Origin of the sequence: Candidatus Formimonas warabiya, assembly GCF_002777255.1 — a bacterium.
In the GTDB taxonomy this organism is placed as follows: Bacteria; Bacillota; Dehalobacteriia; order Dehalobacteriales; family Dehalobacteriaceae; genus Formimonas; species Formimonas warabiya.
Genome location: NZ_CP017634.1, coordinates 3881928 through 3907528, shown reverse-complemented (window position 1 = coordinate 3907528; position 25601 = coordinate 3881928). Strand labels below are relative to the sequence as shown.

At 46.2% G+C, this 25601-nt stretch carries 20 protein-coding genes and 1 pseudogene; 19 read left to right on the top strand and 2 right to left on the bottom strand.

Going from position 1 to position 25601, the window contains the following annotated elements:
* Nucleotides 1-122: 122 nt before the first annotated feature.
* The 3 genes from DCMF_RS17745 (at nucleotide 123) to DCMF_RS17735 (ending at nucleotide 2822) form a co-directional block, all read left to right on the top strand.
* Nucleotides 123-1598 carry a sensor histidine kinase gene (locus DCMF_RS17745; RefSeq protein WP_148135654.1) on the top strand — a complete coding sequence of 492 codons (1476 nt, stop codon included), beginning with the start codon at nucleotides 123-125 and terminating at the stop codon, nucleotides 1596-1598.
* A gap of 37 nt (nucleotides 1599-1635) precedes the next feature.
* Nucleotides 1636-2331 carry a response regulator transcription factor gene (locus DCMF_RS17740; RefSeq protein WP_148135653.1) on the top strand — a complete coding sequence of 232 codons (696 nt, stop codon included), beginning with the start codon at nucleotides 1636-1638 and terminating at the stop codon, nucleotides 2329-2331.
* Nucleotides 2332-2444: 113 nt separating this feature from the next.
* Nucleotides 2445-2822 carry a YkvA family protein gene (locus DCMF_RS17735; RefSeq protein ID WP_148135652.1) on the top strand — a complete coding sequence of 126 codons (378 nt, stop codon included), beginning with the start codon at nucleotides 2445-2447 and terminating at the stop codon, nucleotides 2820-2822.
* A gap of 132 nt (nucleotides 2823-2954) precedes the next feature.
* On the opposite strand, the gene DCMF_RS17730 is transcribed toward DCMF_RS17735, so the two are convergent.
* Nucleotides 2955-3206 (bottom strand): hypothetical protein, encoded by a 252-nt coding sequence (locus DCMF_RS17730; protein WP_148135651.1) that lies wholly within the window; start codon nucleotides 3204-3206, stop codon nucleotides 2955-2957.
* Nucleotides 3207-3533: 327 nt separating this feature from the next.
* On the opposite strand from DCMF_RS17730, the gene DCMF_RS30260 reads away from it, so the two are divergent.
* The 4 genes from DCMF_RS30260 to DCMF_RS17710 all read left to right on the top strand — a co-directional run bounded on the left by DCMF_RS30260 (nucleotide 3534) and on the right by DCMF_RS17710 (nucleotide 6805).
* Complete coding sequence (locus DCMF_RS30260; protein WP_148137964.1) at nucleotides 3534-4199, top strand: methyl-accepting chemotaxis protein; 666 nt, start codon at nucleotides 3534-3536, stop codon at nucleotides 4197-4199.
* A 127-nt stretch (nucleotides 4200-4326) separates the two neighbouring features.
* A complete protein-coding gene (locus tag DCMF_RS17720) occupies nucleotides 4327-5046 on the top strand; it encodes a helix-turn-helix transcriptional regulator (RefSeq protein ID WP_214658704.1) in 720 nt (239 codons plus the stop codon).
* A 78-nt stretch (nucleotides 5047-5124) separates the two neighbouring features.
* The gene (locus DCMF_RS17715; protein WP_148135649.1) at nucleotides 5125-6051 is read left to right on the top strand and encodes a DMT family transporter; all 927 of its coding nucleotides are present in this window, start codon (nucleotides 5125-5127) and stop codon (nucleotides 6049-6051) included.
* 25 nt (nucleotides 6052-6076) lie between these two features.
* Nucleotides 6077-6805, top strand: coding sequence for a FadR/GntR family transcriptional regulator (locus tag DCMF_RS17710; protein WP_148135648.1), 729 nt, complete (start codon nucleotides 6077-6079; stop codon nucleotides 6803-6805).
* A 15-nt stretch (nucleotides 6806-6820) separates the two neighbouring features.
* Here the strand turns inward: DCMF_RS17710 and typA are convergent, their stop codons facing one another.
* Nucleotides 6821-8647: a translational GTPase TypA gene (gene typA, locus DCMF_RS17705; protein ID WP_148135647.1), complete on the bottom strand. Its 1827-nt coding sequence runs from the start codon at nucleotides 8645-8647 to the stop codon at nucleotides 6821-6823.
* Nucleotides 8648-8891: 244 nt separating this feature from the next.
* On the opposite strand from typA, the gene DCMF_RS17700 reads away from it, so the two are divergent.
* The 12 genes and pseudogenes from DCMF_RS17700 (at nucleotide 8892) to DCMF_RS17645 (ending at nucleotide 25577) form a co-directional block, all read left to right on the top strand.
* Nucleotides 8892-10667 (top strand): sigma-54-dependent Fis family transcriptional regulator, encoded by a 1776-nt coding sequence (locus tag DCMF_RS17700; protein WP_148135646.1) that lies wholly within the window; start codon nucleotides 8892-8894, stop codon nucleotides 10665-10667.
* Nucleotides 10668-10970: 303 nt separating this feature from the next.
* Entirely contained in the window at nucleotides 10971-12419 is a 1449-nt protein-coding gene (locus tag DCMF_RS17695) for a trimethylamine methyltransferase family protein (protein WP_148135645.1), read from the top strand.
* A gap of 33 nt (nucleotides 12420-12452) precedes the next feature.
* Complete coding sequence (locus DCMF_RS17690) at nucleotides 12453-13085, top strand: cobalamin B12-binding domain-containing protein (RefSeq protein ID WP_148137963.1); 633 nt, start codon at nucleotides 12453-12455, stop codon at nucleotides 13083-13085.
* Between the two features lie 89 nt (nucleotides 13086-13174).
* Nucleotides 13175-14620 (top strand): trimethylamine methyltransferase family protein, encoded by a 1446-nt coding sequence (locus tag DCMF_RS17685; RefSeq protein WP_148135644.1) that lies wholly within the window; start codon nucleotides 13175-13177, stop codon nucleotides 14618-14620.
* Nucleotides 14621-14778: 158 nt separating this feature from the next.
* Nucleotides 14779-16155, top strand: a complete 1377-nt coding sequence (locus tag DCMF_RS17680; RefSeq protein WP_148135643.1) for a sodium/glutamate symporter — start codon at nucleotides 14779-14781, stop codon at nucleotides 16153-16155.
* A 114-nt stretch (nucleotides 16156-16269) separates the two neighbouring features.
* Nucleotides 16270-18084, top strand: a complete 1815-nt coding sequence (locus DCMF_RS17675; protein WP_236860053.1) for a nitrilase-related carbon-nitrogen hydrolase — start codon at nucleotides 16270-16272, stop codon at nucleotides 18082-18084.
* A 69-nt stretch (nucleotides 18085-18153) separates the two neighbouring features.
* Complete coding sequence (locus DCMF_RS17670; protein WP_148135642.1) at nucleotides 18154-19146, top strand: DMT family transporter; 993 nt, start codon at nucleotides 18154-18156, stop codon at nucleotides 19144-19146.
* A gap of 166 nt (nucleotides 19147-19312) precedes the next feature.
* Nucleotides 19313-20764 carry a trimethylamine methyltransferase family protein gene (locus DCMF_RS17665; protein WP_148135641.1) on the top strand — a complete coding sequence of 484 codons (1452 nt, stop codon included), beginning with the start codon at nucleotides 19313-19315 and terminating at the stop codon, nucleotides 20762-20764.
* A 59-nt stretch (nucleotides 20765-20823) separates the two neighbouring features.
* A complete protein-coding gene (locus DCMF_RS17660) occupies nucleotides 20824-22815 on the top strand; it encodes a hydantoinase/oxoprolinase N-terminal domain-containing protein (protein ID WP_148135640.1) in 1992 nt (663 codons plus the stop codon).
* A 57-nt stretch (nucleotides 22816-22872) separates the two neighbouring features.
* On the top strand, nucleotides 22873-23520 hold the full coding sequence (locus DCMF_RS17655; RefSeq protein WP_214658703.1) for a DUF1638 domain-containing protein: 648 nt from the start codon (nucleotides 22873-22875) through the stop codon (nucleotides 23518-23520).
* 575 nt (nucleotides 23521-24095) lie between these two features.
* Nucleotides 24096-24452, top strand: a pseudogene (locus tag DCMF_RS30515) (methyl-accepting chemotaxis protein); the annotation flags it as partial.
* Nucleotides 24453-24539: 87 nt separating this feature from the next.
* Nucleotides 24540-25577: an ornithine cyclodeaminase family protein gene (locus DCMF_RS17645; RefSeq protein WP_148135638.1), complete on the top strand. Its 1038-nt coding sequence runs from the start codon at nucleotides 24540-24542 to the stop codon at nucleotides 25575-25577.
* Nucleotides 25578-25601: the final 24 nt, after the last annotated feature.

The following is a 25601-nucleotide window of genomic DNA, read 5'->3' as shown; positions in this document are numbered from 1 at the left end:
TTGATGAGGCAAGTTTTTATAGTTTATAAAAAATTTAGAAATAGTTTCAAAGTTATTTAAAATTAGGCTTTATAATGAAAAAAAGGAAATCTTTTCGTAACCGGTCCTGAGGAGGTAAAAACGTGACCTTAATCCAAAGAATTTGGGCGTCCTATATCATGATGATCCTGGTGCCCCTTCTTCTGGCGGTATTGTCGGCCAAGCTGATTCTGACCAATTATGAACAGGATCACCAGCTCCAGATTATCGAAAATGCGGTAGACGAAAAAATGAAAGCAAGTATGATTTTTATGGAGGGATTGGATCAAACCCTGGTCCATAATCCGGATTCTTTTAAAGATCCGGCATATTTGTCTCAATTAGGAGAAGAAACGGCCTCTTTTCAGATGGGCATGCTCATTCAATATCAGGGAAAATACATGTATAATTCCCTGACCGTTGACGCGGAAAAACTAAAACCTTATTTATCAAAATTTCTTCAACAAGACATTGCCACAAAATGGGTCTCCGCCATGGCAAAAGATTATCTGGTTAAATGCCGGGCCTTCTCTTTCCGTGACGGCACACCAGGCCGCATCTACCTCTTTCTAAGCAGAAGGGTTCCCTGGGCCATAGGCGCTCCGCCGCCAAAACACATTGCGTATGTGAAATGGGTTTTTTTAATCTTTATCATTTGTATTTTTGCCATGAATACTTTTTTGACATACCGCATGTTCAAAACCTTAATCCAGCCCTTGAATGCCGTGAAAAAAGCGGCCAAAGAAATTCAGCAGGGAAATCTGGATTACCCCATCAGCTATCCGGAGAAGAATGAAATCGGACAACTTTACCAAGCCTTTGAAGAGATGCGGATCAAGCTGAAGGAATCGCAAACGCTGAATGTACAGTACGAAGAGAGCAGAAAAGAGATGGTCTCAAATATCTCTCACGATCTTAAGACCCCCATTACTTCCATTAAAGGCTACGTACAAGGGATTATGGACGGTGTGGCCAATAACCCGGAAAAGATAAAAAAGTATCTTCACACTATTTTTACCAACGCCGTGGAAATGGAGCGCTTGACAGATGATTTATTTCTTTTTTCCAAACTGGACATCAAACAACTGCCTTTTACATTTGAGTGCGTAGATATTGAGAAATACTTTGAGGATGTGAGAGAGGAATTGAATTTTACGTTAAGCGAAAATAGCATTATTCTCAACTACAAGTCCCATTATCAAAGCAAAGACTTAATCATGGCGGACCGGCAGAGGCTGGTGAGAGTGATTCATAACATCATCCGAAACGCCGCAAAACATTTAAATAAGCAGGAAAAGGAAATCATGATTGTTTTAAAGGAAGAAAAAGATGGGGCCTTAATCGAAATCAGGGATAATGGCTGCGGGATTCCGGCAGACAAACTCCCTCAGATTTTTGACCGGTTTTACCGGGCCGATTATGCCAGAAACCGCACCACAGGAGGCAGCGGCATCGGCCTTTCCATTGCCAAGCAAATTATTGAAGCCCATCAGGGCAAAATCTGGGCGGAAAGTACCGAGGGCTTAGGGACAAGCATTTTTTTCACCTTAAAAAAGGCGGCCTGTTTTGCACATGAGTAAAAACGGGAAAGGGATTTTTTTGGGGGGAGGCAACATCATGAGAAAGGTCTTAATTATTGAGGATGAACGATCCATTGCGGAACTGGAGAAAGATTACCTGGAGATCAATGGATACGAAACAGACATTGAATTAAACGGGAAGGCAGGTCTGCAGCGGGCCCTTCAAGGAAACTACGGCATGATTATTCTGGATGTGATGCTGCCTGAAATAGACGGTTTTGAAATCTGCCGGACCATCCGTAACCGGATGGACGTACCCATTATTATCGTATCAGCCAAAAAAGAAGATATTGATAAAATCAGAGGATTGGGGCTGGGGGCAGACGATTATATGACGAAGCCGTTCAGTCCGGCAGAACTGGTAGCTAGAGTGAAGTCCCACCTGTCCCGCTATCAGCGCCTGGTGGGCCAAAAAAAGCTGGGGCAGAATGAGGAGCTGAAGATTAAAGGATTGTGCATCAATAAAAGTTCCCGGCGGGTTTATTTGAATGACCGGGAAATTCTTTTTACGACCAAGGAATTTGATTTGCTGGTATTTTTGGCGGAAAACCCCAACCGGGTATTCAGTAAGGAACAGCTTTTTGAAAGGATTTGGGGGATCGATAATGTGGGAGATATAGCCACGGTTGCCGTTCATATTCGGAAAATCCGGGAAAAAATAGAGGAAGATACCTCCAATCCGGAATATATTGAGACCGTATGGGGGGCAGGATACCGGCTAAATATTTCTTAGAGACCTGAGTGCAATGTTTTTTAGGATTTTGTGCAAAATTAAAAAAAGACATAAAAGGATTCGATTTTTCAGTGGAGAAATAAATACCCATAAAGTCTTAATAGAGTGCATTTATGAAGATTCTTGAAAAATATAAACAAAAAGCACGAGCATTGAAACGAGAGATTTATGTAATTTATTTAGCCTATAAAGACCCCAGGGTGCCTTTGTTTCCCAAAATACTGGCGGCTTGTCTGCTGGCGTATGCCTTCAGCCCAATAGATTTGATCCCGGATTTTGTTCCGGTGTTAGGATATTTAGATGATTTGCTGATCATCCCTTTAGGAATCACCCTTGTGTTGCGGCTCATTCCTGGCCAAATCTTGGTGGAGTTCCGTTTGAGAGCTCAAGAAATTGGAGAACAAAATAAACCGGTTAATTGGGCTGGTGCGGTAGGAATTATTTTTATCTGGCTGTCTTTAGCCGCCTTGGTACTATATTTGATAAAATAAGTTTGGTAAATTTGGGGACGGTTCTTGAATTGAATTAATTCGGTAATATTTAATTTTTACTAAAAGCCTTAAACAAGCATTCAATTCAAGAACCGTCCCCGATTTTCCTAATCATCATCGGCAAGGAAACTGTTAATGGAGATAGTCCGTTTCCGGTTGGGGGATAAGATTCATTAATTGATCCAGATCTTCGCTTTTTAGCCTGCCCACCTGGGCCCGGAATTCCAATAAGTCGTTTTCGTTGAAGGATCTATTCTTATCATGTAATACCATGGAGACAATGCGTTGGGTGCCCAGGCTGGTTTTGTTTTTCAGAACAAAGTCTGTCAGGCGGTCAATCTGCATCTTGCGCAGGTCATCGGTTTTGGGATGCTTTTGCTGCATGGTGAAACCTCCTTCCATATTTGCCTTTAGTATGTCCGAATATTTTCATTCTTATCGAAGAAGGAAAATTGCATAAAATGACGAAATCTTTCCCCAAAATGATGAGGGACGGTGATACTAGTGGCAGAGGGCCAAGAATATTGCGAAACACTCCGACATTTTATCGCAGTTGCTCCTTATATCAACCAGTTTACCGTTGACGACATCGGCTTATTGTTGTGTGACACGGAAAAGTGCATCTATGATGTCAATCCCCATACCTTTAAATGGCCCGTACCAACCTATCAGGGAGAAAAAATTGAACCAAGCTGGATTTCCTACGAGGCCATGCAAAAGAGAAAACGCGTTGTGAAGGTGGTAAAAAAAGAAGTTTTCGGCGTCGAGCATGTAGCCATTAGCATCCCGCTTTTTGAAGGGAATAAACTGGTGGGCACCATCTCCCTCTTCCAATCCGTGGACAGAAAGGACAAGCTTTTTAAAATTGCCAATTCTTTAAATGAGACGATCAAAAATTTGGATATTACTGTGCAGCAAATTGCGGCAGAAGCAGAAGAGCTCTCTGCTACAGGACAGGAACTGGAAGGCGTTTCCCATGAAACAAATGCGCAAGTGGGTGAAACGGACCAAGTGATAGAAGTAATCCGCAAGATCGCGGACCAGACCAACTTAATCGGCCTTAATGCGGCTATTGAAGCCGCCCGGGTGGGGGAACACGGCCGCGGGTTCGCCGTGGTGGCGGAAGAAGTGCGCAAACTGGCCCACACCAGTTCAACTTCCACCAAAAACATTAAACAAACGCTGGACAAAGTGAAAAACGCGGTGCAACAGATTAATTCCGCTTTGAAAGAGGTGGCCGCAGTGACCAACCACCAGGCGGAGGCCCTCACCGATGTGTCTTCTGCGGTGGATAAATTAAACGTCCTGGCCGATTCCGTGGTCTCCATGGCCAATGATCTGGCGACGGATGTATACAGCCAGTATGGTCACAAATAGTTTGGCCGGGGAGAATTGATAAATCCAGCTGGAAGAGCCGTTGCACGGCTCTGTTTCTTTTTTTAGGCCTTGTATTCAGAACGGTTTACGGCTAAAATAGAGTAAAAAAATGGAGGGAGAGAGGCAGATGGGTTATCCTGATGAAATTGTCTGTGACCGCCGGACCTTTGCGGAAAGGCCCCATACCCATGTTCATCCGTGGGCCCAATTGGTTGTGCCCATCAAAGGGACCTTGTCTGTCACGGTTGAATCCTACCTTGTGAAGGATGACCGGCAAAATGTGGTCTATATTCCCCCGGCATCCCTTCATTCTTTTCATTCCCGGACTGCAAATCGATTTTTTGTTTTTGATATTCCCAGTGCTTATTTACCGAAAAATAGTACATTATTGCTGGATCACTTTCTGGATAACCGATGGAGAGCAATTCAGACCCTTTTAGGTGATGAAGTGGGGGAAAAACCTACCTCGAATCAAAGACTGTCGGACTTGTTCCGGTATATGTTACGACTGCTGGAAAAACGATGTTATCCGGCCTCCCTGGAGTATATCCATCAATTCTACCACAGGCAAATTACCATTGAAGAATTGGCCGGTATGGAGCATTATCACCCCTCTTATTATTGTGAGTGGTTTCAAAAACAGTTTGGCCTCTCTCCTATGGCGTATATCCGTTATCTGCGTTTGGAAAACGCGAAAGACTTATTGGCCCATACGGAGTACAACCTGATGCAAATTGCTCAACAGGTGGGCTACCGGCACCAATCGACCTTAACCCGGCTCTTTCAGGAACGGTATCGGATCACCCCTACCGCCTATCGGCAAAAAACCCGAAAGGGGATGAAATAATACCCGTAAGGCAGTGAAAAGTGAATATCCGCCTTCTGTTACAATGAATTTACGATCCATTGGACGGGAGGTTTTCGGATGGCGGTAAATTATAAAGGCGCCCTGTATCTTTCGGCAGCAGCCAGTATTTGGGGGGGCATGTATGTTACCAGTAAATACGCCTTAGATCTTATTCCACCTTTTACACTGTTATTTATACGCTACTTTTTAGCATCCTTGGTCTTGGTGCTGTGGTGTCGCCGGAGTCAGGTTGAAATCATACCCCGGGAAGATAAATGGACATTGTTTCAAATGGGCCTGTTTGGGAACTTCCTTTCCATTGCGGCCCAGTTCATCGGCACTAAATTTTCCTCCGCCCACATGGGGGCGGTGATTACTACACTTGCTCCGGTTTTTCAGTCCGGATTTGCCATCTTGCTGCTCCGCGAAAGAATTACACGTAAACAGCTGTTGGCGATGGGGCTCTCCCTCATGGGTGTCCTGGTTACCACCGGCGTGTCCAGGATCAGCGGCGGTGAAGCAGTGAATCCGGGAAATTTATTTTTCTTAGGAGCAGCCTGTTTATGGGGATATTACTCCGTATTGATGAAAAAAGTTGGGGACCGCTATTCGACGCTAGGCATAACGGCTTGGGGCATTATCTTGGCTACCGTATGCACTTTTCCCCCGGCGCTAATGGAACGATCCCTTTGGGATTGGGCTGATCTTAGGAAACCCTGGGTATTGTTCAGCATTTCCTATTTGGCCTTTATTTCTACAGCCCTGGCCTATTATTGCTGGAACAAGGGATTGACCCTGACCAATCCGCATCAAGGAGGAATGTTCTTCTTTTTGCAGGCAATAGTAGGAAGTATTTTGGGTTATCTGATCTTGGGCGAGCGCATGTCCTTGTCTTTTTTTCTGGGAAGCCTGCTCATATTATTGGGTGTATATTTAGTCATGGATTTCGAGCACAGTAAAGGAAAGAAAAAAGGTAATCATCATCGTTTGATGCCGCGTATTTAAAATATATGAATCAGTGGTGAGAAAATTGGAATTTGAAGTGATTCATCGAAGCACAACGTCCTTAATGATTGTGAACCAGATTCTGAAGAACTTGGAAACAGGTCAGCTGAAGGCGGGGGACAAATTGCCTTCTGAGCGGGAACTGTGCAAACTGTTTGGGGTGGGCCGCTCTTCCGTCCGGGAGGCGATTAAGGCCCTGGTTGTGATGGGGAACATTGAGGTGATCCAGGGAAAAGGGACCTTTCTCCGGGAAGGATTGCCTACCGGGAATCAAGGCTCTTTCCTGGAAAAGGCGCTCCAGGCCATGCCGATGTTTGATTTGATGGAGGCTAGGGAGATTCTGGAGATCAAAGTAGTTCAGCTGGCGGCAGACCGCTTGGACCGGGAGGATATCCTTCGGCTGCATCAGGCGATTAAGCAGATGGTGGAAAGCAAAGAGGATATGGGCTCTTTCTATGAAGCAGATCTTGATTTTCATTATGCCCTGGCGGAATCAACGGGGAATAAGGTTATTAGTGAAATGATGAAGGTGATTACGAAGATGATCCATAAGCACCGTTACCACTTTATGACCCTTTCTGGGGAAACCCAGGAAAAAAGTATAGCTTCGGCACGCCAAATTATGCAGATGGTGGCCCGGGGTGAGGGGGACAAAGCCGCGGAAATCGTCCGGGAGCATTTGCGCTTACTGGATACAAAATTAGTCAATTTGCTTTCCGAAACGGTGAAAAAGAGTCCGGAGGGTGGAAGATAACTTCCACCCTGCTGCTCAGTCCTGCCTCAAATTGTTGGCTTCTTTGGCGGCCCGTACTCTTTCATTCTTTTTCAAATATTTTTTTCTAATCCGAATACTTTTTGGGGTTACTTCCACCAATTCATCATCGTTGATAAATTCGATGGCCTCCTCCAGGGTATGGAGGCGCGGTTCTTTCAGTTTTACGGTTTCGTCGGCGGTGGAGGAGCGCATATTGGTCAGGTGTTTCTTTTTACAGACGTTGATTTCAATGTCCTGCTCCCGGTTCCCCACGCCCACAACCATTCCTTCATAGACCTTGGTCCCGGGAACAACGAACAGGATCCCCCGGTCTTCCACCGCCAGCAGTCCATAGGCGGTGGCTTCCCCGTCTTCCCAGGCGATGAGGGAACCCTGGTAGCGGGTGCTGATGTCCCCTTTATAAGGCCGGTAGCCGTCAAAAAGGTGATTCATGATGCCGTTGCCCCGGGTTTGGGTAAGGAGTTCCGAGCGAAACCCGATCAAACCCCGGGCGGGAATTTTGAATTCCAGGCGCACACTGCCCGTGCCGCTGGAGATCATATTGACCATTTCGGCTTTTCTCCGGCCCAAATTTTCCATCACCGGTCCCATGGCATCCTCGGGAATATCGATCATCAGGTGTTCGATGGGTTCTAAAAGCTGGTTGTTGACTCTTTTATAAATGACTTCCGGTTTGGAAACCTGAAGCTCATATCCTTCCCGGCGCATATTTTCAATGAGAATGGAAAGGTGAAGCTCTCCCCGGCCGGATACCTGCCAGGCATCGGTGCTGTCCGTATCTTCTACCCTCAGGCTGACATTGGAATCCAGTTCTTTATACAACCTTTCCCGGAGCTTCCGGGAGGTGACATAGGTGCCTTCCTGGCCGGCAAAGGGGCTGTTGTTAACGGAAAAGGTCATGGTGAGGGTGGGTTCGTCCACGGTAATTACAGGTAATGAGTCCGGCTGCTCCACATCAGCCAAGGTTTCGCCGATATTGACATCATCAATCCCTGCCAGGGCCACAATTTCTCCGGCGGCAGCAGACGCCACCTCCAGCTTTTTCAATCCCTGGAAGACAAAGGTTTTGGAGATCTTTTGCCGTTCCACGGTGCCGTCATGCCGGATTAAGGCAACCGGATCGCCGGCTTTAATGGTGCCCCTGTTGATTTTTCCGATGGCATATTTGCCTAAATAGCTGTCGTGGTCTAAATTCGCCACTAACATTTGAAAGGGACCTTCTTCCACCTGAGGCGGGGCAACGTGGCTGATGATCACCTCAAAAAGAGGCTCCAGGTCCATGGTGTCGTCCTCTATTTCCCGTTTGGCCAGGCCGGCCCGGGCAGAGGTGTAGACAATGGGAAAATCCAGTTGTTCCTCATTGGCGCCCAGTTCCAAAAAAAGATCAAAAACTTCATCGATCACTTCGTGGGCCCGGGCATCCGCCCGGTCAATTTTATTTACCACCACGACAGGTTGGAGATTTAACTCCAGCGCCTTTTTCAGAACAAATTTGGTTTGGGGCATCGGTCCCTCAAAGGCATCCACAATCAATAATACCCCGTCCACCATGGACAAGGCTCTCTCTACCTCTCCCCCGAAATCGGCATGACCCGGGGTGTCTACAATGTTAATTTTGGTGTTCTTGTAAATGACGGCGGTGTTCTTTGCCAAAATGGTAATACCCCGTTCCCGTTCCAGGGGATTGGAGTCCATCACTCTTTCCGTGACTACTTCATTCTCATGAAAAATGCCGCTTTGTTTCAGCATCCCGTCCACCAAAGTCGTTTTCCCATGGTCCACATGGGCAATAATGGCGATGTTCCGAATGTTTGGTGCCATAAAAAACTTCCTCCCTAAAATTGCACTCCTTCTAGTATATCAACTTCATGTTAAGGTTACAACATGCTAAGGAGAGGAATTATTTCCGGTGTAATTAATCAGAAAAAAAGGAAAAGTAAAAAGAATTTAGAATACAGTAGTTATGGCGATCAATCATACTTTCTAGCTGAGACGGAACAACTAATTGGAGCACACAATAAAAAAGAAGGCGAACAGAATAACCGGATTTTTTGGAGGGGTGACAATGGTTGTGTTAAAGGATATTTCAGAAACGGTACAGCGTGTAGCGGAGGCCATCGCAGCTGTTCTCAATGTCGACGTGGAAATTGTTGACGCCGACTTTGTCAGAGTGGCAGGAACAGGGGTCGCTAAAAAAAAGATCGGTCTGCGCATGGACTATGGTGTAATCAACCGTGAGGTTCAGCGCAGACGCCAAGCCTTGGTTGTTCCCGAACCGGGAAAACATGAATATTGTATCAATTGTCCTATTCATGAAAACTGCCATTACCATGCCCAAATAATTTACCCCATTTTATATAAAGAACAATGTATCGGTTCGATCAGCCTGATTACCTTTACGGAGGAGCAGGAAAAAAACTTGTTGGACAATCGGGATAGACTGATGGATTTTCTCTACCGGATGGCGGACTTGATATCGAGCAAAATTGCGGAAAATATTTTGTTAGGTCAGGTGATCGTAACTACTTCGGAATTGCAGGCGGTGATCAATGCGGTGGGCCAGGGGATTATTGCTGTTGATCGACAAGGCAATATTACCCATTTTAACAGAATGGCGGAAAAACTTCTCCAAACAGAAAGTGAGGAGATGATCGGCAAGAATATTGAGGCGATTAACCCGGAATCTCCGTTCATGCAAGTGATTGAAAAGGGGCAAGGATATCTGGAGAAGGAGATTCTATTCAAAAGCCGTAAAGGAGATATTGGCTTAGTGAGCAGTTTCCAGCCCATCTTTGCCAATAGAGAGGTAGTAGGAGCTGTTGCCGTCATTCAAGATATCAAAAGTGTGGGAAAATTTATTCATAGTCTCACCGGTCATGGTAATTACGGTTTGGATAACATTTTGGGGAAAAGCGATTTAATCATTAAGTTAAAGCAACAAGTACAAAAAATAGCAAAAAGTAATTCTACTGTTTTGATCCGGGGAGAGAGCGGTACAGGGAAAGAATTATTTGCCAGAGCCATTCATGCCGAAAGTGAAAGAAGAAAAGGCCCTTTTATTGCCATTAACTGTGCCGCAATTCCTGAAACACTGCTGGAAAGCGAGTTGTTTGGATTTGAGGAAGGTTCTTTTACCGGAGCGAAAAAAGGGGGAAAGGTGGGGAAATTTGAATTAGCCCAGCAAGGAACCCTTTTTTTGGACGAAATTGGCGATATGCCTTTGCACCTTCAGGCGAAACTGTTAAGAGTACTGGAAGATAAGAGTTTTGAGAGAATCGGCGGTCTGAACTCCGTTAAATTAGAGGCCCGTTTAATCACCGCGACAAATCGGGATCTGGAAGGGATGGTGCAAAGAGGGGAGTTTCGGGAGGATCTTTATTATCGATTGAACGTGATTCCCTTTGTTGTTCCTGCTTTGAGAGAACGCACAGAGGATATTAGCTTACTTCTGGGGCATTTTCTTGACTATTACAACACCATTTTAAATAAGTCCGTCTCCGGATTTACCGAGGAAGCAGAGACTGTTTTACTAAGATATTCCTGGCCGGGGAACGTCCGAGAGCTTCAAAATACGGTGGAGTATTGTACCCATATGGCGGATGCCTATATTGAAATGAATCATTTGCCCAAAAGGATCCGGCAGACGCTTGCAGCGGTTGATACCAGGCCTTTAGGGGTCCGGTCTTTGGATACGGTGGAAAAAGAATTGATCATGAATGCGCTGAATTATTTTGGCAACTCCCTGGAGGGAAAAAAGAATGCCGCAGCCGCATTAGGGATCGGATTAACGACCCTTTATCGGAAAGGAAAAAAATATGATTTGGCGGACTTTTCAAATTGAAAATTATTTTCAATTTGAAAAATGCTTGATTTCATAAAGCTCCCGTAAAAAATATTTTCATTTTGAAAAATTAAAGATCGATCTGATTTTTCTTAAGAACCAAAAAAGGCCCATTTTACTGGGCTTCTTGGTTCTTTTTTTGTTTGGCATATCTTTTGCTTAAACAGTTGCTGGAAAGAGACATACGAAGAACCTGATCAGGTTAGAAAAACTTCCTGTGGTTTGATACCCCGTTTTGGGGGAGGTGAGGCGTTTTTCGGGGTGACAATATATCAAGGCAAACGAAAGGAGAATGTTTCTACTATGTATCCAGCATTAAATGGAGATCAGCTGCGCTTATTTAACGATGCCCAGGTCAATACCATTCACGAAGGAGTCGTGCGGCTTTTAGAAGAAGTCGGCATGAAAGTCAAGAGCAAACAGGCCTTTGAAATCTTTGAAAAGAACGGGGCGATCGTTGATCCTACCACAGAGATTGTAAAAATACCCCGGGCGATGTTAGAAAAGGCCATTAAAACTGCCCCGTCCAAAATCACTATTCACGGACGGGAGGAAAAACATGATGCCGTTTTAGAAAAAAATCGGGTCCACTTTGGTACCGGGGGGACGGTATGCTACGCCCTGGATTTTGAGACTGGGCAAAGAAGACCTACCGTCACCCATGATGTGCGCGATTTGGCCCGCTTAGTAGATACGCTGGAAAATATCGCCTTTTATGTCATCCACACCTATCCGGATGATGTCCCGGAAAATGATGTGGACGTCAATCGTTTTTACTGGGCCATCACCAATACCACCAAACCAATTATGGGTGGCATGTACACCATGAAGGGATTAAGGGAGGCGATCAAAGTTTCCGAGATGGTGGCCGGCGGTGCGGAGAAACTACGGGAGCGCCCCTTTGTTTCCTTCATTACGCTCATGGTCAGTCCGCTGGTCATGGACTGGCTCTATACCGACTTTCTCATTGAAGTTGCAAGTAAGGGGCTGCCTCTGGCGGTACCTTCGGAACCTTTAGCCGGCGCCACCTCGCCGGTTACCCTGGCATCCACCATAACGATCAACCTGGCCGAATCGTTGGCCGGATTAACCCTCACCCAGCTGGTTAACCCCGGGACCCCCGCTTTAATCGGCACCACCTCCAGTATTATGGACATGAACACCGGGACTTATGTGGCGGGAGCAATCGAATCCTCCCTGATCAATGTAGGATTTGCCCAAATGGCCCAATATTATCACCTGCCCCTTTATGCCACCGGGGGTCAATCCGACGCCAAGCTAAATGATGCCCAGGCGGGCTATGAAAGCGCCTCTCAAGCCATGGTCCTGGGCTTGTCCGGGGCCAACTGGATCCATGATGCGGCAGGCCTCTTGGAGTGCTGCACCACCGTCTCCTATGAAAAAACAGTGATTGATAACGAAATTCTGGGCAATGTGCTTCGGGTGCTCAGAGGAGTGGAAGTGAATGACGACACTTTAGCCATCGATGTGATCAAAGAAGTGGGACCCGGGGGTAACTTTTTAGCAAATATGCACACAGCATCCCATTTTAGGGGGGAATTTTTAATTCCCAAGGTGTCCGACCGGTGGAACCGCATTACCTGGACTGAAAAGGGAAGCCTTGATGCCCATGCCCGGGCTCATAAAATGGCGGAAAGGATTTTAAGAGAGCACAGGGCTGTCCCTGTTGATGCCCAAGTACAGGCGGAGATCCGCCGCATGTTCCCGGGAATTAAAGGAGAAGATTTATAAAAATTATTCAAAGCAAAGGAAGGAGAACGGATGATGTCTGATTATCAAAATTTATCTCAATTTGTCATTGCCGGAAAGGAGAGCCAAGTAAAGGAGAAGACGCAGCAACTGGTAGAAGCCGGGAACAATCCGCTGGACATTATTAACCAGGGGTTAATCGCGGGAATGAACGTGGTGGGCGCCCGTTTTAAAAACGGGGAAATGTTTGTGCCGGAGGTATTAATGGCCGCCCGTTCCATGGCGGCAGGAATTGAAATCGTCAAGCCTTTAATTGCGGATACAGATATGCCCAGCATCGGCAAGGTAGTAATTGGCACGGTGAAAGGCGACCTGCATGATATCGGCAAAAACCTGGTCGCTATGATGTTGGAAAGCAGCGGATTTACGGTGATCAATATTGGTATTGACATTGCGCCGGAAAAATTTGTCGAGGCGATTAAGCAGCATCACCCGGACATTGTAGCCATGTCTGCCTTATTAACCACCACCATGCTTCATATGAAAGATACCATTGAATTAATTAAAGAAGAGGGCTTAAAAGTAAAAGCCATTATCGGAGGCGCCCCGATTTCCCAGGATTTTGCCGATGAAATCGGTGCCGATGGATTTGCCCCTGATGCGGCTTCCGCCACGGAACTGTGCAAAAATTTGCTGGGGAAGGCATAAGAAGTCAATAAGAAAAAATCAACAGAAAGGTCAGGTAACGTTGCAGGGTTGATGCGCCTTGCCGCGTTACCGGAAAAAAGGGGAGAACGATGACTTTACGGGGTTTATGCGGGGGAGCTTATAGAACGGTTGCTCCCCAAGAAATCGAAATGATTCACAACGCTTCCATGCGCGTTTTTCAAGAAGTGGGCGTGGAAGTTCATGATGAACGTGCGCTCCAATTGTTGCATGAAGCAGGCGCGGACGTGGATTTGAAAAGAAAACGCTTTTGGGCCTCGGAGAACTGGGTGATGGACAAAATCAGCAAGGCTCCGGCCAAGATTACCTTGTGCGGACGGGAAGAAAAAAATGATCTGGAACTGGGAGGGACTAAGGTTTACCTGGGCACAGGAGGCACGGCTTTAAATATTTTAGATATTGACACGGGGAAAAAAAGGCAGACGAACTTAAGTGATGTGCGCCAGACGGCAAAAATAGTGGATGCTTTAGACAATATTCACTTTTTTGTCCTGCCTGTCTACCCTGCCGAATTAGACCAGGAAATCGTAGATGTGAATCGCTTCTATGCCGGATTAGCCAATACTTCCAAGCATGTAATGGGTGGGGTCTATTCCAAAGAAGGGATCCGAAAAGTGATCAAAATTGGGGAAGCTATTATGGGAGGGAAAGAGGCTTTACGTAAACGGCCTATCTTTTCCATGATTACCTGCATCATGAGTCCTTTAAAATTGGATGCCAAGTATACGGATTTGATGCTGGAGGTGATCGAAGCAGGAATTCCTTTGGCAACACCTCCCGCCCCTATTGCCGGCGCTACGTCCCCCGTAACTTTAGCGGGGACAATTATGCAGTTAAACGTGGAAGCGTTAAGCGGGGTAATCCTGGCCCAGATTATCAATCCGGGAACCCCGGTCCTGTACAGTGTGGTGCCTACTACGGCAGATATGAGAACCATGAGCTTTTTATTCGGAGCAGTAGAGAATGGCATCATGAATGCTGTGGCCGCTCAATTAGCACAGCGGTACCAGCTTCCCATCTATGCTACGGCTGGGGTCACGGAAGCAAAAATTCCCGACGTCCAGTCCGGTTATGAAAAAATGTCTACCTCCCTGTTGACAGCCTTGGCGGGCGCCAATTTCATTCATGATGCCGCCGGATTAATCGAGTCCGGCATGACGGTAGCTTATGAGCAGTATGTGATCGACGATGAAATTAACGGCATGGTGATGAGAGCGGTGCGCGGGGTAGAAATCAATGAAGATAGTCTGGCCCTTGAAGCCGTTAAAACAGTAGGCCCCGGAGGAAATTACGTGGCCCAGGAGCATACCATCAAATACATGCGCAGCGAGTTCTTTATGCCCCAAGTAGCGGATCGGTTGCCTCGTTTGCGTTGGGAAGAAAACGGCGCCATTGACGGCAGAGAGAAAGCCCTGAGAATCGCCAAGGAAATTCTCCGGAAGCATAAACCTGTCCCTATTGATCCGGCTGTGGTCGCAAGCCTGAAGAAGGAACTGCCGGAATTAATCACAGATTAACCAAGAAGGAGGTGCTCATTCATTGTGGAATATCACAGCGATGTAGTTAAGAAAGGGTTTACTTGAGTGATAAAAAAGAACCCTATTCCTGATTAAGAGAGAAAGTTTTCAATGTAAGGGCAAAGGACTGAGTAAAACAAAGGAAGGGTGGGACACACATGGAATTTGGACCGTACAATATGCTGATAGACTTTTGTATTGTGGCCCTGCTTTTAGTGGTGGGTCAATTGTTAAGAGCAAAAATAGGCTTTTTTCAAAAATTCTTTATTCCGGCCAGTATTATCGCCGGTACCCTGGCATTAATCTTTGGACCCCAGGGACTGAAAATGTTGCCCTTTTCCGGTCAGATTGGTTCCTACGGCTATCTGCTGGTCTGTGTATTGTTTGCTACCTTATTTTTAGGCCGCACGAAATTCGAGCCTTTGAAGAAGATTGTCAGCAAAACGGGAGACACTTTTTTTGCTTCCATGATTGCGGAGATTGGTCAATTTGGGGTGGCTCTTTTGTTCGGAATTTTAGTGTTATGGCAATTATTCCCTGAAATCAATAAAGCTTTTGCGATTATGCTTCCCGCCGGCTGGGCCGGGGGATACGGCTATGCTACAGCCATAGGCGGATCGCTGGAGAAATATGGCTTTACGGATGCCACTACGGTAGGATTAGCCATGGCCACCTTTGGAATGCTGGTGGGTAATTTTATCGGCATCATCATGATTAATATCGGCACCAGGATAGGGGCCACCCGTTTTACCAAATCAGTAGCAGAACTTCCGGAGAGCATTAAAACGGGCCTTATTCCGGAAAATGAAAGAAAGCCTCTTGGCATCGGCACCATCAGCCCCAATTCCCTGGATCCCCTTGCCTGGCATTTAGGCTTAGTATTAATCGCTACTGCCATCGGCTACTATGCAAACTTATATTTTAAGGTGCTTTGGCCCACCATCGATGTGCCCATGATGTGCTTAACGATGTTGGCCGGTGTGGTGATTCAAGTATTATTAAATGCCTTCAAGCTAGGCGATTATGTGGATAAAGCGGTTGTGGACAGAATTGGCAGTATGTCTACGGATTTTCTGATCGTTTTTGGTATTGCCTCCATCAAAACGGCCATTGTCGTCCAATTTGCTGTGCCCCTGTTTTTGCTCTGCCTCCTGGGACTGGCGATATGTTCCTTTTACCTTTGGTGGGTGGGACCGCGTATTTTTCACGACAACTGGTTTGAACGAGGGATCTTCCTTTGGGGTTGGGCATGTGGAAACGTTGCCTGCGGCGTGACCTTGCTTCGCATTATTGATCCCCATTTTAAGAGCAATACGCTGGAGGATTACGGTCTTGCCTATATTCCCATCGCATTTATTGAAGTTGCCCTGGTTTCTTTGACTCCTGTTTTCCTCGGCCTGGGGTATGTTATCCAAACAACTGCCGTACTCCTGGGTGCAACACTCGTCTTGATGATTCTGGCGCTTTTGATGGGTTTTATCCACAAACCCTTGGGAAAACCTGTGCCAGAAAATAGTACGCCGCAATCAGTCTAAGAATTAGGGGTATTCTTAGGATCTGTTTGGATCGTGCCGGCTGACATTCCGCAAATGCTTGCTGGATGTTGGCCGGGCCTGTTCTTTTCATTAAAAAATATGGGGGGCATATCAATGGGAAAAAGATGGATTTTCTTGATCATCTCATGCATGCTAGTATTCTCTTTTGGCGCTGTTTTTGCGGCAGACAGTAATTCAAATACCGGCGATCTAAAAGCATTTAAATGTGCTGCAGTTGAGTTTAACCCCCAATTAAATGAAAGAGATGAAAATATTAATGATTTATATCAGGTAGTGGAAACAGCGGCCAAAAACGGGGCAAAGCTGATCGTGACGCCGGAAATGTCAACTACAGGATATTACTACAAAAACCGGGATGCGATTAAACCATTTGTAGACACCATTCCGGGGATCACCACAAAGAAATTTGAAACCCTGGCCCAAAAATACAACGCTTATATCGTCATCGGCATGGCGGAAGTAGACCAGGGGACAGGGATCTATTACAATTCGGCAGCTTTGGTCGGCCCTAAAGGATATATGGGCAAATACCGAAAAACTCATCAATGGGAAACAGAAGCCCATTGGGCCGCCTGGGGCGACCTGGGGGTTCCCGTCTTTGATACGGAAATCGGCAAGATTGCCATCAATATCTGCATGGATTCCGCATTTTTTGAATCCTCGCGCATAGCGGCTTTAAAAGGGGCAAACATCTTAGCCTTTCCCACCAATTCTTCCGCTCAAGCACTAGCAGCATTGCAAGCCCGGGCGGTGCAGAACGGTCTTTATATCGTCAGTGCCAACCGGTCAAATACGGAAAACGGTTTTCATATGATTGGGGCCAGTGCCGTTTGGGCTCCGGATGGATCCAAGCTGGCGGAGGCCAAGTTTATTCCCACTTCAGCAGAGGATGTCAATGAGCCGACAATTTTATACGGCACCATTGACCCGGCTCAATACAACAATGATGGGAAGAAAAGACTTAGTGAAAGAAGACCGGAACTATATAAAGATTTGGTGCTTTATATCGGCCCATGGGATTATACCAAGAATACCACTCCCCACGATGTAACGGCAGTTGCCCTGCAATATGAACCGGTACTGGGCGATAAAAATGCCAATATGGCTAAAATTGGACAGCTCATCGAGCAAAGTGTAAATGAAGCAAAAAATCAAGGCAAGACAGTAGATCTCATTGTACTGCCGGAGTTGTCGGCAACTGGTCCCCTGTCGGATAAAGGGAAGGTGCAACAGCTGGCGGAGCCTATGGACGGCAGCCTGGTCGCCGGCTTTAAAGAACTGGCCAAGAATAATCAAACCCATATCATATTTGGCTTTGCAGAAAAAGAAAATGACAAACTCTACAATACGGCAGTTTTGATTGATCCCAAAGGAGAAGTGATCGGCAAATACCGCAAAACACACTTAGATACAGCGGATAAATCGTGGGCGGAAAAAGGAGATAAGCTGGAAGTTTTCTCCACGGAAATCGGTAAAATCGGCATCATGATCGGTTATGATGCGGCATTTCCTGAAGTAGCCGGCGTCTTATCCGTGAACAGGGCGGATATTATTGCCATTCCCTCCAGCTGGAACGGGCAATATGGCAAAAAGATTGAGGCCAATACGGGCATGTCGGCAAACAAGTACCCGGAGAACGCCATGTGCCTGTGGGATTCCATCGCCATGAGCGCCGAATGCTATACCCTCGTGGCGAATTTTGTGGGGACGGAGCAGAATTATCAGGGGAGCAGCTCTCTTTATACTTTAGATCCTCTGTATGGGTTAGACCAGCCCCTGGCCCTAAGCCAAGATGGGGAAGAATTTTTGCTGGCCGATTTTACCACCATCCAAGCCAGCTGGTGGTGGAATCAGGAATATCTTATTTTACAAAGACGGCCCCATTTTTACAAACCGTTGGTGTATTAGTTGGGGAGGACTTTCTTCTAACGTTCAGAGGGAGGTGACTCTCCCTCTGAGCTTAGAAGTTGTTTTGAGATGCATAAACAGGTGAGGGATAAAACCGATGGAGATAAAAAAGATATCGTTACTTTAGTAAAAAATAGGTGGGCAAAAGTCAATCCGGAGCAGGAAGAAAACATAAAAAATTTTATTCGGGGACCCGTGCAGATGATCGTATCGTCCCTGTGTAGTTCCTTGATGGTCTATTATGCGAAGCTTGCCACTGAAACGGTTCCCAGTCCTGAGGTCACCTTTTTCCGCTTATTTTTAGGCGTGGTTATTTCTCTGCTCATGATGAAAAGATGCGGACATAAGCTGATTACGGCTCATACAAGGTTGCTTTTGCTGCGGGGATTTTTTGGCGGCATCACAGTACTGCTCTTTTTTATGGCGATAGAAGAAGGGACGGTCACCAACAGTACGGTGCTGCAAAACACATTTCCCATATTTGCGGTCCTGTTGTCTTTTCTTTTATTGAAAGAAAAGGTTACTCTCCCATCCGTTTCTTTTATGGCAGTAAGCTTTATCGGCATCATTCTACTGATCCGCCCTGATCTGGGCCATATGAAAATAGGGGATTTGCTCGCCCTTGCATCCGGTCTGGTAGGAGGTTTTGCCGTAACCGCGATTAGGCAGCTGCGTCAGAATGATGAACCTGTGTGGACAATTTTCTTTTATTTTTGCATTTTCGGAGCGGTCCTGTCTTTCTTTTTAGCCCTTGCCCAGTGGAAATGGCCTCTGCCTGTGGAATTTTTATGGATTGGTTTAACAAGCCTGACCGGGCTAATAAGCCAGGTAACGATGACTTCCGCATACAAATATTGCACTACCATCCTGGGGGGCATCTTGTCTATGAGCAGCAGCGTATTTTCGTTTATGATCGGAATGTTACTTCTCGGGGAGCAGGTAGGATTTCTTGATTTAGCAGGCATCTTTTTCATCATCATGGGTAATGTCTTGGTGGTCATTTATGAGGACCTGAATCTTAAAAAAGATAAAAAAGCCCCTGATTTATTTTTTCAAAACTAGGGTAGCTTAGGATAAATTCATTGCTGATTTGCTTATTCTTCTAAACCCCCGATCTGTTTTGGTGTACAAGGATTAGAAGATTTTATTTTAATTGAGGCCGGGAAGGGAAAAAGAGCAAGAACGGTAAAGGGGCAAATATGGGAGAAAAATTACAAGAGGGGTAGGGATGAGGATGTTAAGAGGTGGCATGGAAACAGATGTTTTAAAATTGTTAAAAGAAGAGGATATGGCAAAAATTCACCGGGCATCCATGAAAGTGCTATCTGAAGTGGGCGTCCAAATCACGGAAAAGACGGTACGAGATTTTTTTGCCGAAAAGGGTCTCCGGTCGGATGATGAAAAAAGACGGGTCTATTTTACAGAAGAGCAGGTCATGAAGGCGGTGGAAACGGCTCCTTCTGTCGTAACGCTGTATGGGCGGGGAGATGAGTCAAAGAATATTGAGATCGGGGGAAATAAAGTATATACAGGTACCGGCGGAACAGCCATTAATATTCTTGATTTGGACCGGAAAAGAAGAAAGACCACGGTCCAGGATATTGTCGATACGGCAAAATTGGTGGATGCACTTGATCATATCCATTTTTTTGTGATTCCCTGCCATCCTAATGATGTTGAGAGCGTGGATGTAGATATAAATAGGTTTTATCATGCCATAAATAATACAACTAAGCCAATTATGGGCGGTATTTTGACAGAAGACGGTTTGGACAAAGTAATTGAGATGGCTGCCCACATCGCCGGAGGAATGGATCAGCTTCGGGAAAAACCCTTTATCTCTTTTATTTCCAGCATCATCAGTCCTTTAAAACTGGATGATCAAGGATTAAGAAACCTCTTCAAAATTGCCGGGGCGGGTCTTCCGGTAGCGCCGTCCTGTGCGCCAATATCGGGGGCCACGGCACCTGTTACATTAGCCGGTACCCTGGTGCAGTTAAATGCCGAAGCCTTGGCAGGGGTTATTTTGACCCAGCTTATTAAACCCGGTACGCCGGTCCTTTATTGTGCCGTACCCACCATTATGGATATGCGGACCATGGCCTTTTTATTCGGGAGTGTAGAATCCGGTCTCATGAACGCGGCGATGGCCCAAATGGCGCAATATTATCGACTGCCCCTCTATTCTACCGGTGGAATCAGTGATTCCAAGGAACCGGACCAGCAAGCCGGTTTTGAAAAGGGAATTAGTTGTATCCTGCCGGCCCTGGCAGGCGCCAATTTCATTCACGAAGCAGCCGGGCAATTGGACGGGGGTATGACGATTTCCTATGCCCAGTATGTGATTGATAACGATATCAACGGTTATGTGTTACGTGCTGTCCGGGGAATAGAAACGGATGAAAATTCTTTGGCAACAAATGTGATTGTAGATGTTGGGCCTGGGGGAAATTTTTTAGACCAAGAGCTGACCGTGGAAAAAATGCGTACAGAATTTTATTATCCCAAAGCAGTAAATAGGATAAGCTATGATAGTTGGGAAAAGGCTGGGAGAAAGGATACCTGGACGTTAGCGGAAGAAATCGCCAAGGAAATCCTGGACACCCATGAGCCAAATCGTATTCCGGAGGAAATTAGAAGAAGAGTTAAAAATAAATATCCTCAAATCAAAGATAAATAAAGATCTAAAGGATAAGTTTTGCGCTGGCTTAAGGATGGTACATTTTGGGGGGAAGGATTATGTCGCTGGTTTTAGGGATTGATACCGGAGGAACCTATACTGACGGGGTAGTGGTAGAGCTCAGAAACAAACGGATACTAAAAAAAGCTAAGGCCTTGACCACGCGGGAAGATCTGGCCATCGGTATCAGAAATTGTGTTCACAATCTTGACTTGAGAGATTTTGACAAAATTAGCGTGGTCTCCCTTTCTACGACACTGGCTACCAATGCCATCGTGGAAGGCCGGGGCTGTGAAGTAGGCTTGCTCATGATTGGTCATGCGCCCATCGGTAAACTGCCGGTAAAGCATTTTTCGGTACTGACCGGCGGGCATGATATTAAAGGGCGGCCTCAAGAAGACCTGGACTTGGAAAAAACCCGCCAGGCCGTAATGGAGTTTCAAGGCAAGGTAGATGCCATTGCCATCTCGGGTTACCTAAGTGTAAGAAATCCTGAGCATGAAATTAAGGTACAAGAAATGGTACAGGAAATCCTTGGCTTGCCTGTTGTATGCGCCCATCAGCTCACCACATCACTGGGGTTTCACGAGCGCACCGTTACAGCGGTGCTTAATGCCCGGTTAATACCTATTATTTCCGAACTGATCGAATCAATAAAAATCGTATTAAATGAAAAGCGTATTGCCGCCCCGCTGATGATCGTCAAAGGAAACGGCTCTTTAATGAGTGAAGTCCTGGCCCGGGAAAAACCCATCGAAACGATTCTCTCAGGTCCGGCCGCCAGTATTATCGGAGCAACCTTTCTGACGCAAACCCCGGAAGCGATAGTCCTTGATATGGGAGGAACTACCACCGATATCGCAATCCTCAAAAACGGCATCCCTCGGATGAACCAGGAAGGGGCGATGGTTGGAGGCTGGTTGACCAGAGTTCAAGCGGCAGAAATCTATACATACGGTCTGGGGGGAGACAGCTATCTGCAGATCACAAAAGATCAGAAACTGCAGGTGGGACCTCAAAGGGTATGGCCCCTTTGTGTTGTTGCGCATACCTATCCTTATCTGGCGGAAGAACTGAAGAACACTTTTAAAAAAGACTATGATTTGATGGATGCTCAGGCTACCGACTGCTTTATGCTGCTTAAGCAGTCTAGATCAGAAAAACTTTCTGATCTGGAGGAGAAAATCATAGAAATCCTCCGGCATGGGCCAAGAACCCTCTGCTATTTGGCTACTCATGTGAAGATAGATCCGAATCTTTTCCGTTTCCAGCACCTGGTTAACCTGGGGATTGTGGCCAGGGTATCCTTAACCCCTACGGATATCCTCCATGCTAAAGGGGCCTACACCCAGTGGAACAGAGTAGCGGCCTGGACCGGCGTGGAGATACTTGCAAGTAGAATGGGCCTAACCGGGGATAAATTTATCGATGCAGCTTCGGAAACCATTATCCACGATCTTTGCCTTACTTGCCTGCAGAGCCTGGTGGGGTGTGAACGGAAAGGTATTTGGCTTAAAGGCAGTGAAGTGGCAATGTACTTTATCAAGAAAGCTCTTGGCCGGGAAGAGAAAACTGGGTTTGACAGCTTTTTCAGAGTCAAAATGCCCATTGTAGGGATTGGCGCTCCGGTGCGGGCATGGTTGCCCAAAGTAGCGGAAATCCTTCACGCCGAACTGGTGATTCCGGAACATGCGGAAGTGGCCAATGCTGTAGGAGCAGCTACCGGAAAAATTATGGAGACTGTCAAAGTACTGATTAAGCCCGGAGAAGGGGGTACCGGCTATCTTCTGCATGCTCCCTGGGAACGGAAATACTTTGACCTTTTGGAAGAGGCAACTGCTTACGCCTTAAATGAGGCAAAATTACGGGCGATATGGGCGGCGGAAAAAGCGGGAGCGAAGGATTTTGATCTGGTAGTGAACCATGAAGATGTTTATGCCAATGCCAGCATGATTGAAAATGACATTTATGTGGAATCGCGTATAGAAGTTACCGCAGTAGGACGTCCGGACTGGGAGACGGAAGAAGTTCTGCATGCAGTAGCTGACTGATCACCGAACGGGTTGTATAGGGAAAAAATTTGATGGGATGAAGTGAGGAGGACTGTTGTGAACCAAACAAAAATTTTTGCCTGTAGAACGCTTGAAGAAGAAATCAGAGAGGTACTGCCGGCAAATGTAGACTATGAATTTTTAGAATACGGCCTGCACAACACTCCCGATAAGCTGCGTCAGGAACTGCAAAAACGGATTGAAGAAGCTGAACAATATGAAACACTGCTTTTTGGGTATGGCTTATGCTCCAATGGGGTGGCAGGACTTAGGTCAGAGAAACATACCATGGTCATTCCCCGGGTTCATGATTGCATCAGTCTTTTATTGGGGTCCAGAAAGCGCTATGATGCCGAGTTCGAGATGTATCCCGGTACTTATTACTTAAGTAAAGGATGGATTAAACAAAAGGCCGAGCCCCTTTCCGGATTTCACCGGTATTGTGAAAAGTATGGAGAAGAAAGTGCTCGCTGGATCATCGCCGAAGAATATAAGAATTATCAACGGGTAGCATTTATTCATACCGGGACAAATAACGACGAATACGTAAAATACGGCCGTGAAGTGGCAAAGTTCCTGAATGTTGAATTCTTTGAGATCGAAGGTTCATTGTATTTTTTTGAACAGCTGGTAAATGGCAATTGGAACAAGGAATTCCTGATTGTCCCTCCCGGCAAGAATATTTTAATCAACAATTTTATGTAAGAAAGGATCCGACTCCATTCTGGGACTGCCCCGTCAAAAACATAAGGGAGGTGAATCAAGTGCCGGCAGAAAATGAATTATGTGAAATCGTACATTATTTTGTGGCGGTGGCTCCTTATATTAAAAGATTAACGATTGAAGATATTGGCATTTCAGTATGCACCACAGAAAAATATGTCTTTTATGATCCTCCCCAAACGGTAAGGTTTCCCAAGGATTCCTACCTGGGTGACCCGCCCGCACCGGGATCCGTACTGTCAGAGGCTATCCAGAATGGCCGGCGGATCGTAAAGGAAGTAGCCAGGGAAGCTTTTGGCGTGCCATACATTGCAGTTGCCATGCCAATTTATGAAAAGGATCAAATCGTCGGCGGCATTTCCATGTACCAGTCGGTAGACAAAAAAGAAAAAATGTTTCATATCGCCAATTCTCTGGATCAGACCATCAAGACATTGGATCTCACTGTGCAACAGATCGCAGCTGAAGCGGAAGAACTGTCCGCGACAGGTCAGGAATTGGGCAGCGTTTCGGAGGAAACCAGCGTTCAGGTTAAAGAAACGGATGAGGTTGCCCAGGTTATCAAAAAAATAGCTGACCAAACCAATTTAATCGGTCTTAATGCAGCCATTGAGGCAGCCCGGGTGGGAGAGCAAGGCCGCGGCTTTGCCGTAGTAGCGGAAGAGGTGCGGAAACTGGCTAAGTCCAGTTCCGGATCAACCAGAGATATTAAGATTACCCTGGACAGAATTAAAAATGCCGTGGAACAAATTAATTCAGCCGTGAAAGAAGTGGCATCGGTGGCCAATCATCAGGCCCAAGTCCTTACAGAAATTACTGCTGCCGTAGATGACTTGACTGATTTGGCGGATACGATTGTGTCGATGGCCAAAGGCTTGACGACAGACTTTTTAACACAAAACGAGAACAAATAGTGATGCTGGTCCAATTGTGCACTTGGTTACCATGTTCCCATGAAATACAGGTTTGGCCTTTAGAAACGATAAAGGAAGGGAATTTTGATGGGTGAAAAAGAAAACAAGGTGTTATGGTTGTCCCAGGAAGAGTGTATTGAAGCAGGGGCCTTGGATATGGCAATGGTGCTAAAGAACGTAGAAAATGCTAACTTATGGCTGGCGCAAGGAAAAACCACAGAAACAGACTTGGTACATTTGGTTTGGGATCCGGGGGCATACGCAAGCAAGCGCATTGGCATCAGCTCAGCCTTAATTCGGGCGGAGGAGATGATGGTGGCTTCCATCAAAGGGATCCCCAGCAATCCTGCAAATCCCGTGAACCGGGGCCTGCCCCGCTCTAATGGGCTGGTTATCCTTTATAATGAAGATACGGGACTTCCTATTTCCGTGATGGACGGGACGATGATCAGTTCCATGAGGACCGGAGCCTCCAGCGCATTAGGGGCCAAATATTGTGCCAACCCGGATGCGGAAATTCTCGGATTGGTTGGTTGCGGGGTCATCCAGGATACCTGTATTCTGGCTACCAGCGTGGTAATGAAGAACATTAGAACCGTGCGTCTCTACGATTTTGTCAAGGAAAAGGCGGAGAAGTTTGCGGAGAAGTGGTCCAAGTTAGGATACAATTTTGAGATTTGCGCTAGTGCCGAGCAAGCGGTGGCTGATTCGGACATCGTCCATACGTGCACAAATGTGAATGTGGGACAGGAGTATATCCCCAAAGAATGGATCAAGAAAGGATCTTTTCATTCCGCGGTTTCCATGTGGGATTATCAGCACGAGACCATTTTAGAAAGTTGCACCAAGTACTGCATGGATGGGAAAGAAAGATTGAAGGACCGGAAGTATCCTTTAAGCGAATTAACAATTTCAGGAAAACTCAATCCCCGTGACATTGTGATGCTGGGTGAAATCATCGGCGGAAAAACTGTTTGCCGGGAGAGCCCCGATGACGCAGTATTCTTTGCCACACTGGGGTTATGCATTACTGATACAGCCGTGGCTTACCAAATCTATCAAAACGCTGTGGCGAAAGGATTAGGGACAGAAGTATACCAATGGAAAGCGCCGTTCAATTTTTAGGCAGGCAGGCCTTGATTATTTTAT

What these genes read in the sequence shown, in the direction of transcription:
- DCMF_RS17695 (WP_148135645.1), top strand. Translation starts at nt 10,971, where the DNA reads ATGTATCCAGCATTAAATGGAGATCAGCTGCGCTTATTTAACGATGCC.
- typA (WP_148135647.1), bottom strand. Translation starts at nt 8,647, where the DNA reads ATGGCACCAAACATTCGGAACATCGCCATTATTGCCCATGTGGACCAT.
- DCMF_RS17675 (WP_236860053.1), top strand. Translation starts at nt 16,270, where the DNA reads ATGGGAAAAAGATGGATTTTCTTGATCATCTCATGCATGCTAGTATTC.
- DCMF_RS17740 (WP_148135653.1), top strand. Translation starts at nt 1,636, where the DNA reads ATGAGAAAGGTCTTAATTATTGAGGATGAACGATCCATTGCGGAACTG.
- DCMF_RS17670 (WP_148135642.1), top strand. Translation starts at nt 18,154, where the DNA reads ATGCATAAACAGGTGAGGGATAAAACCGATGGAGATAAAAAAGATATC.
- DCMF_RS17685 (WP_148135644.1), top strand. Translation starts at nt 13,175, where the DNA reads ATGACTTTACGGGGTTTATGCGGGGGAGCTTATAGAACGGTTGCTCCC.
- DCMF_RS30260 (WP_148137964.1), top strand. Translation starts at nt 3,534, where the DNA reads ATGCAAAAGAGAAAACGCGTTGTGAAGGTGGTAAAAAAAGAAGTTTTC.
- DCMF_RS17720 (WP_214658704.1), top strand. Translation starts at nt 4,327, where the DNA reads ATGGGTTATCCTGATGAAATTGTCTGTGACCGCCGGACCTTTGCGGAA.
- DCMF_RS17730 (WP_148135651.1), bottom strand. Translation starts at nt 3,206, where the DNA reads ATGCAGCAAAAGCATCCCAAAACCGATGACCTGCGCAAGATGCAGATT.
- DCMF_RS17715 (WP_148135649.1), top strand. Translation starts at nt 5,125, where the DNA reads ATGGCGGTAAATTATAAAGGCGCCCTGTATCTTTCGGCAGCAGCCAGT.
- DCMF_RS17735 (WP_148135652.1), top strand. Translation starts at nt 2,445, where the DNA reads ATGAAGATTCTTGAAAAATATAAACAAAAAGCACGAGCATTGAAACGA.
- DCMF_RS17660 (WP_148135640.1), top strand. Translation starts at nt 20,824, where the DNA reads ATGTCGCTGGTTTTAGGGATTGATACCGGAGGAACCTATACTGACGGG.
- DCMF_RS17690 (WP_148137963.1), top strand. Translation starts at nt 12,453, where the DNA reads ATGTCTGATTATCAAAATTTATCTCAATTTGTCATTGCCGGAAAGGAG.
- DCMF_RS17665 (WP_148135641.1), top strand. Translation starts at nt 19,313, where the DNA reads ATGAGGATGTTAAGAGGTGGCATGGAAACAGATGTTTTAAAATTGTTA.
- DCMF_RS17645 (WP_148135638.1), top strand. Translation starts at nt 24,540, where the DNA reads ATGGGTGAAAAAGAAAACAAGGTGTTATGGTTGTCCCAGGAAGAGTGT.
- DCMF_RS17680 (WP_148135643.1), top strand. Translation starts at nt 14,779, where the DNA reads ATGGAATTTGGACCGTACAATATGCTGATAGACTTTTGTATTGTGGCC.
- DCMF_RS17700 (WP_148135646.1), top strand. Translation starts at nt 8,892, where the DNA reads ATGGTTGTGTTAAAGGATATTTCAGAAACGGTACAGCGTGTAGCGGAG.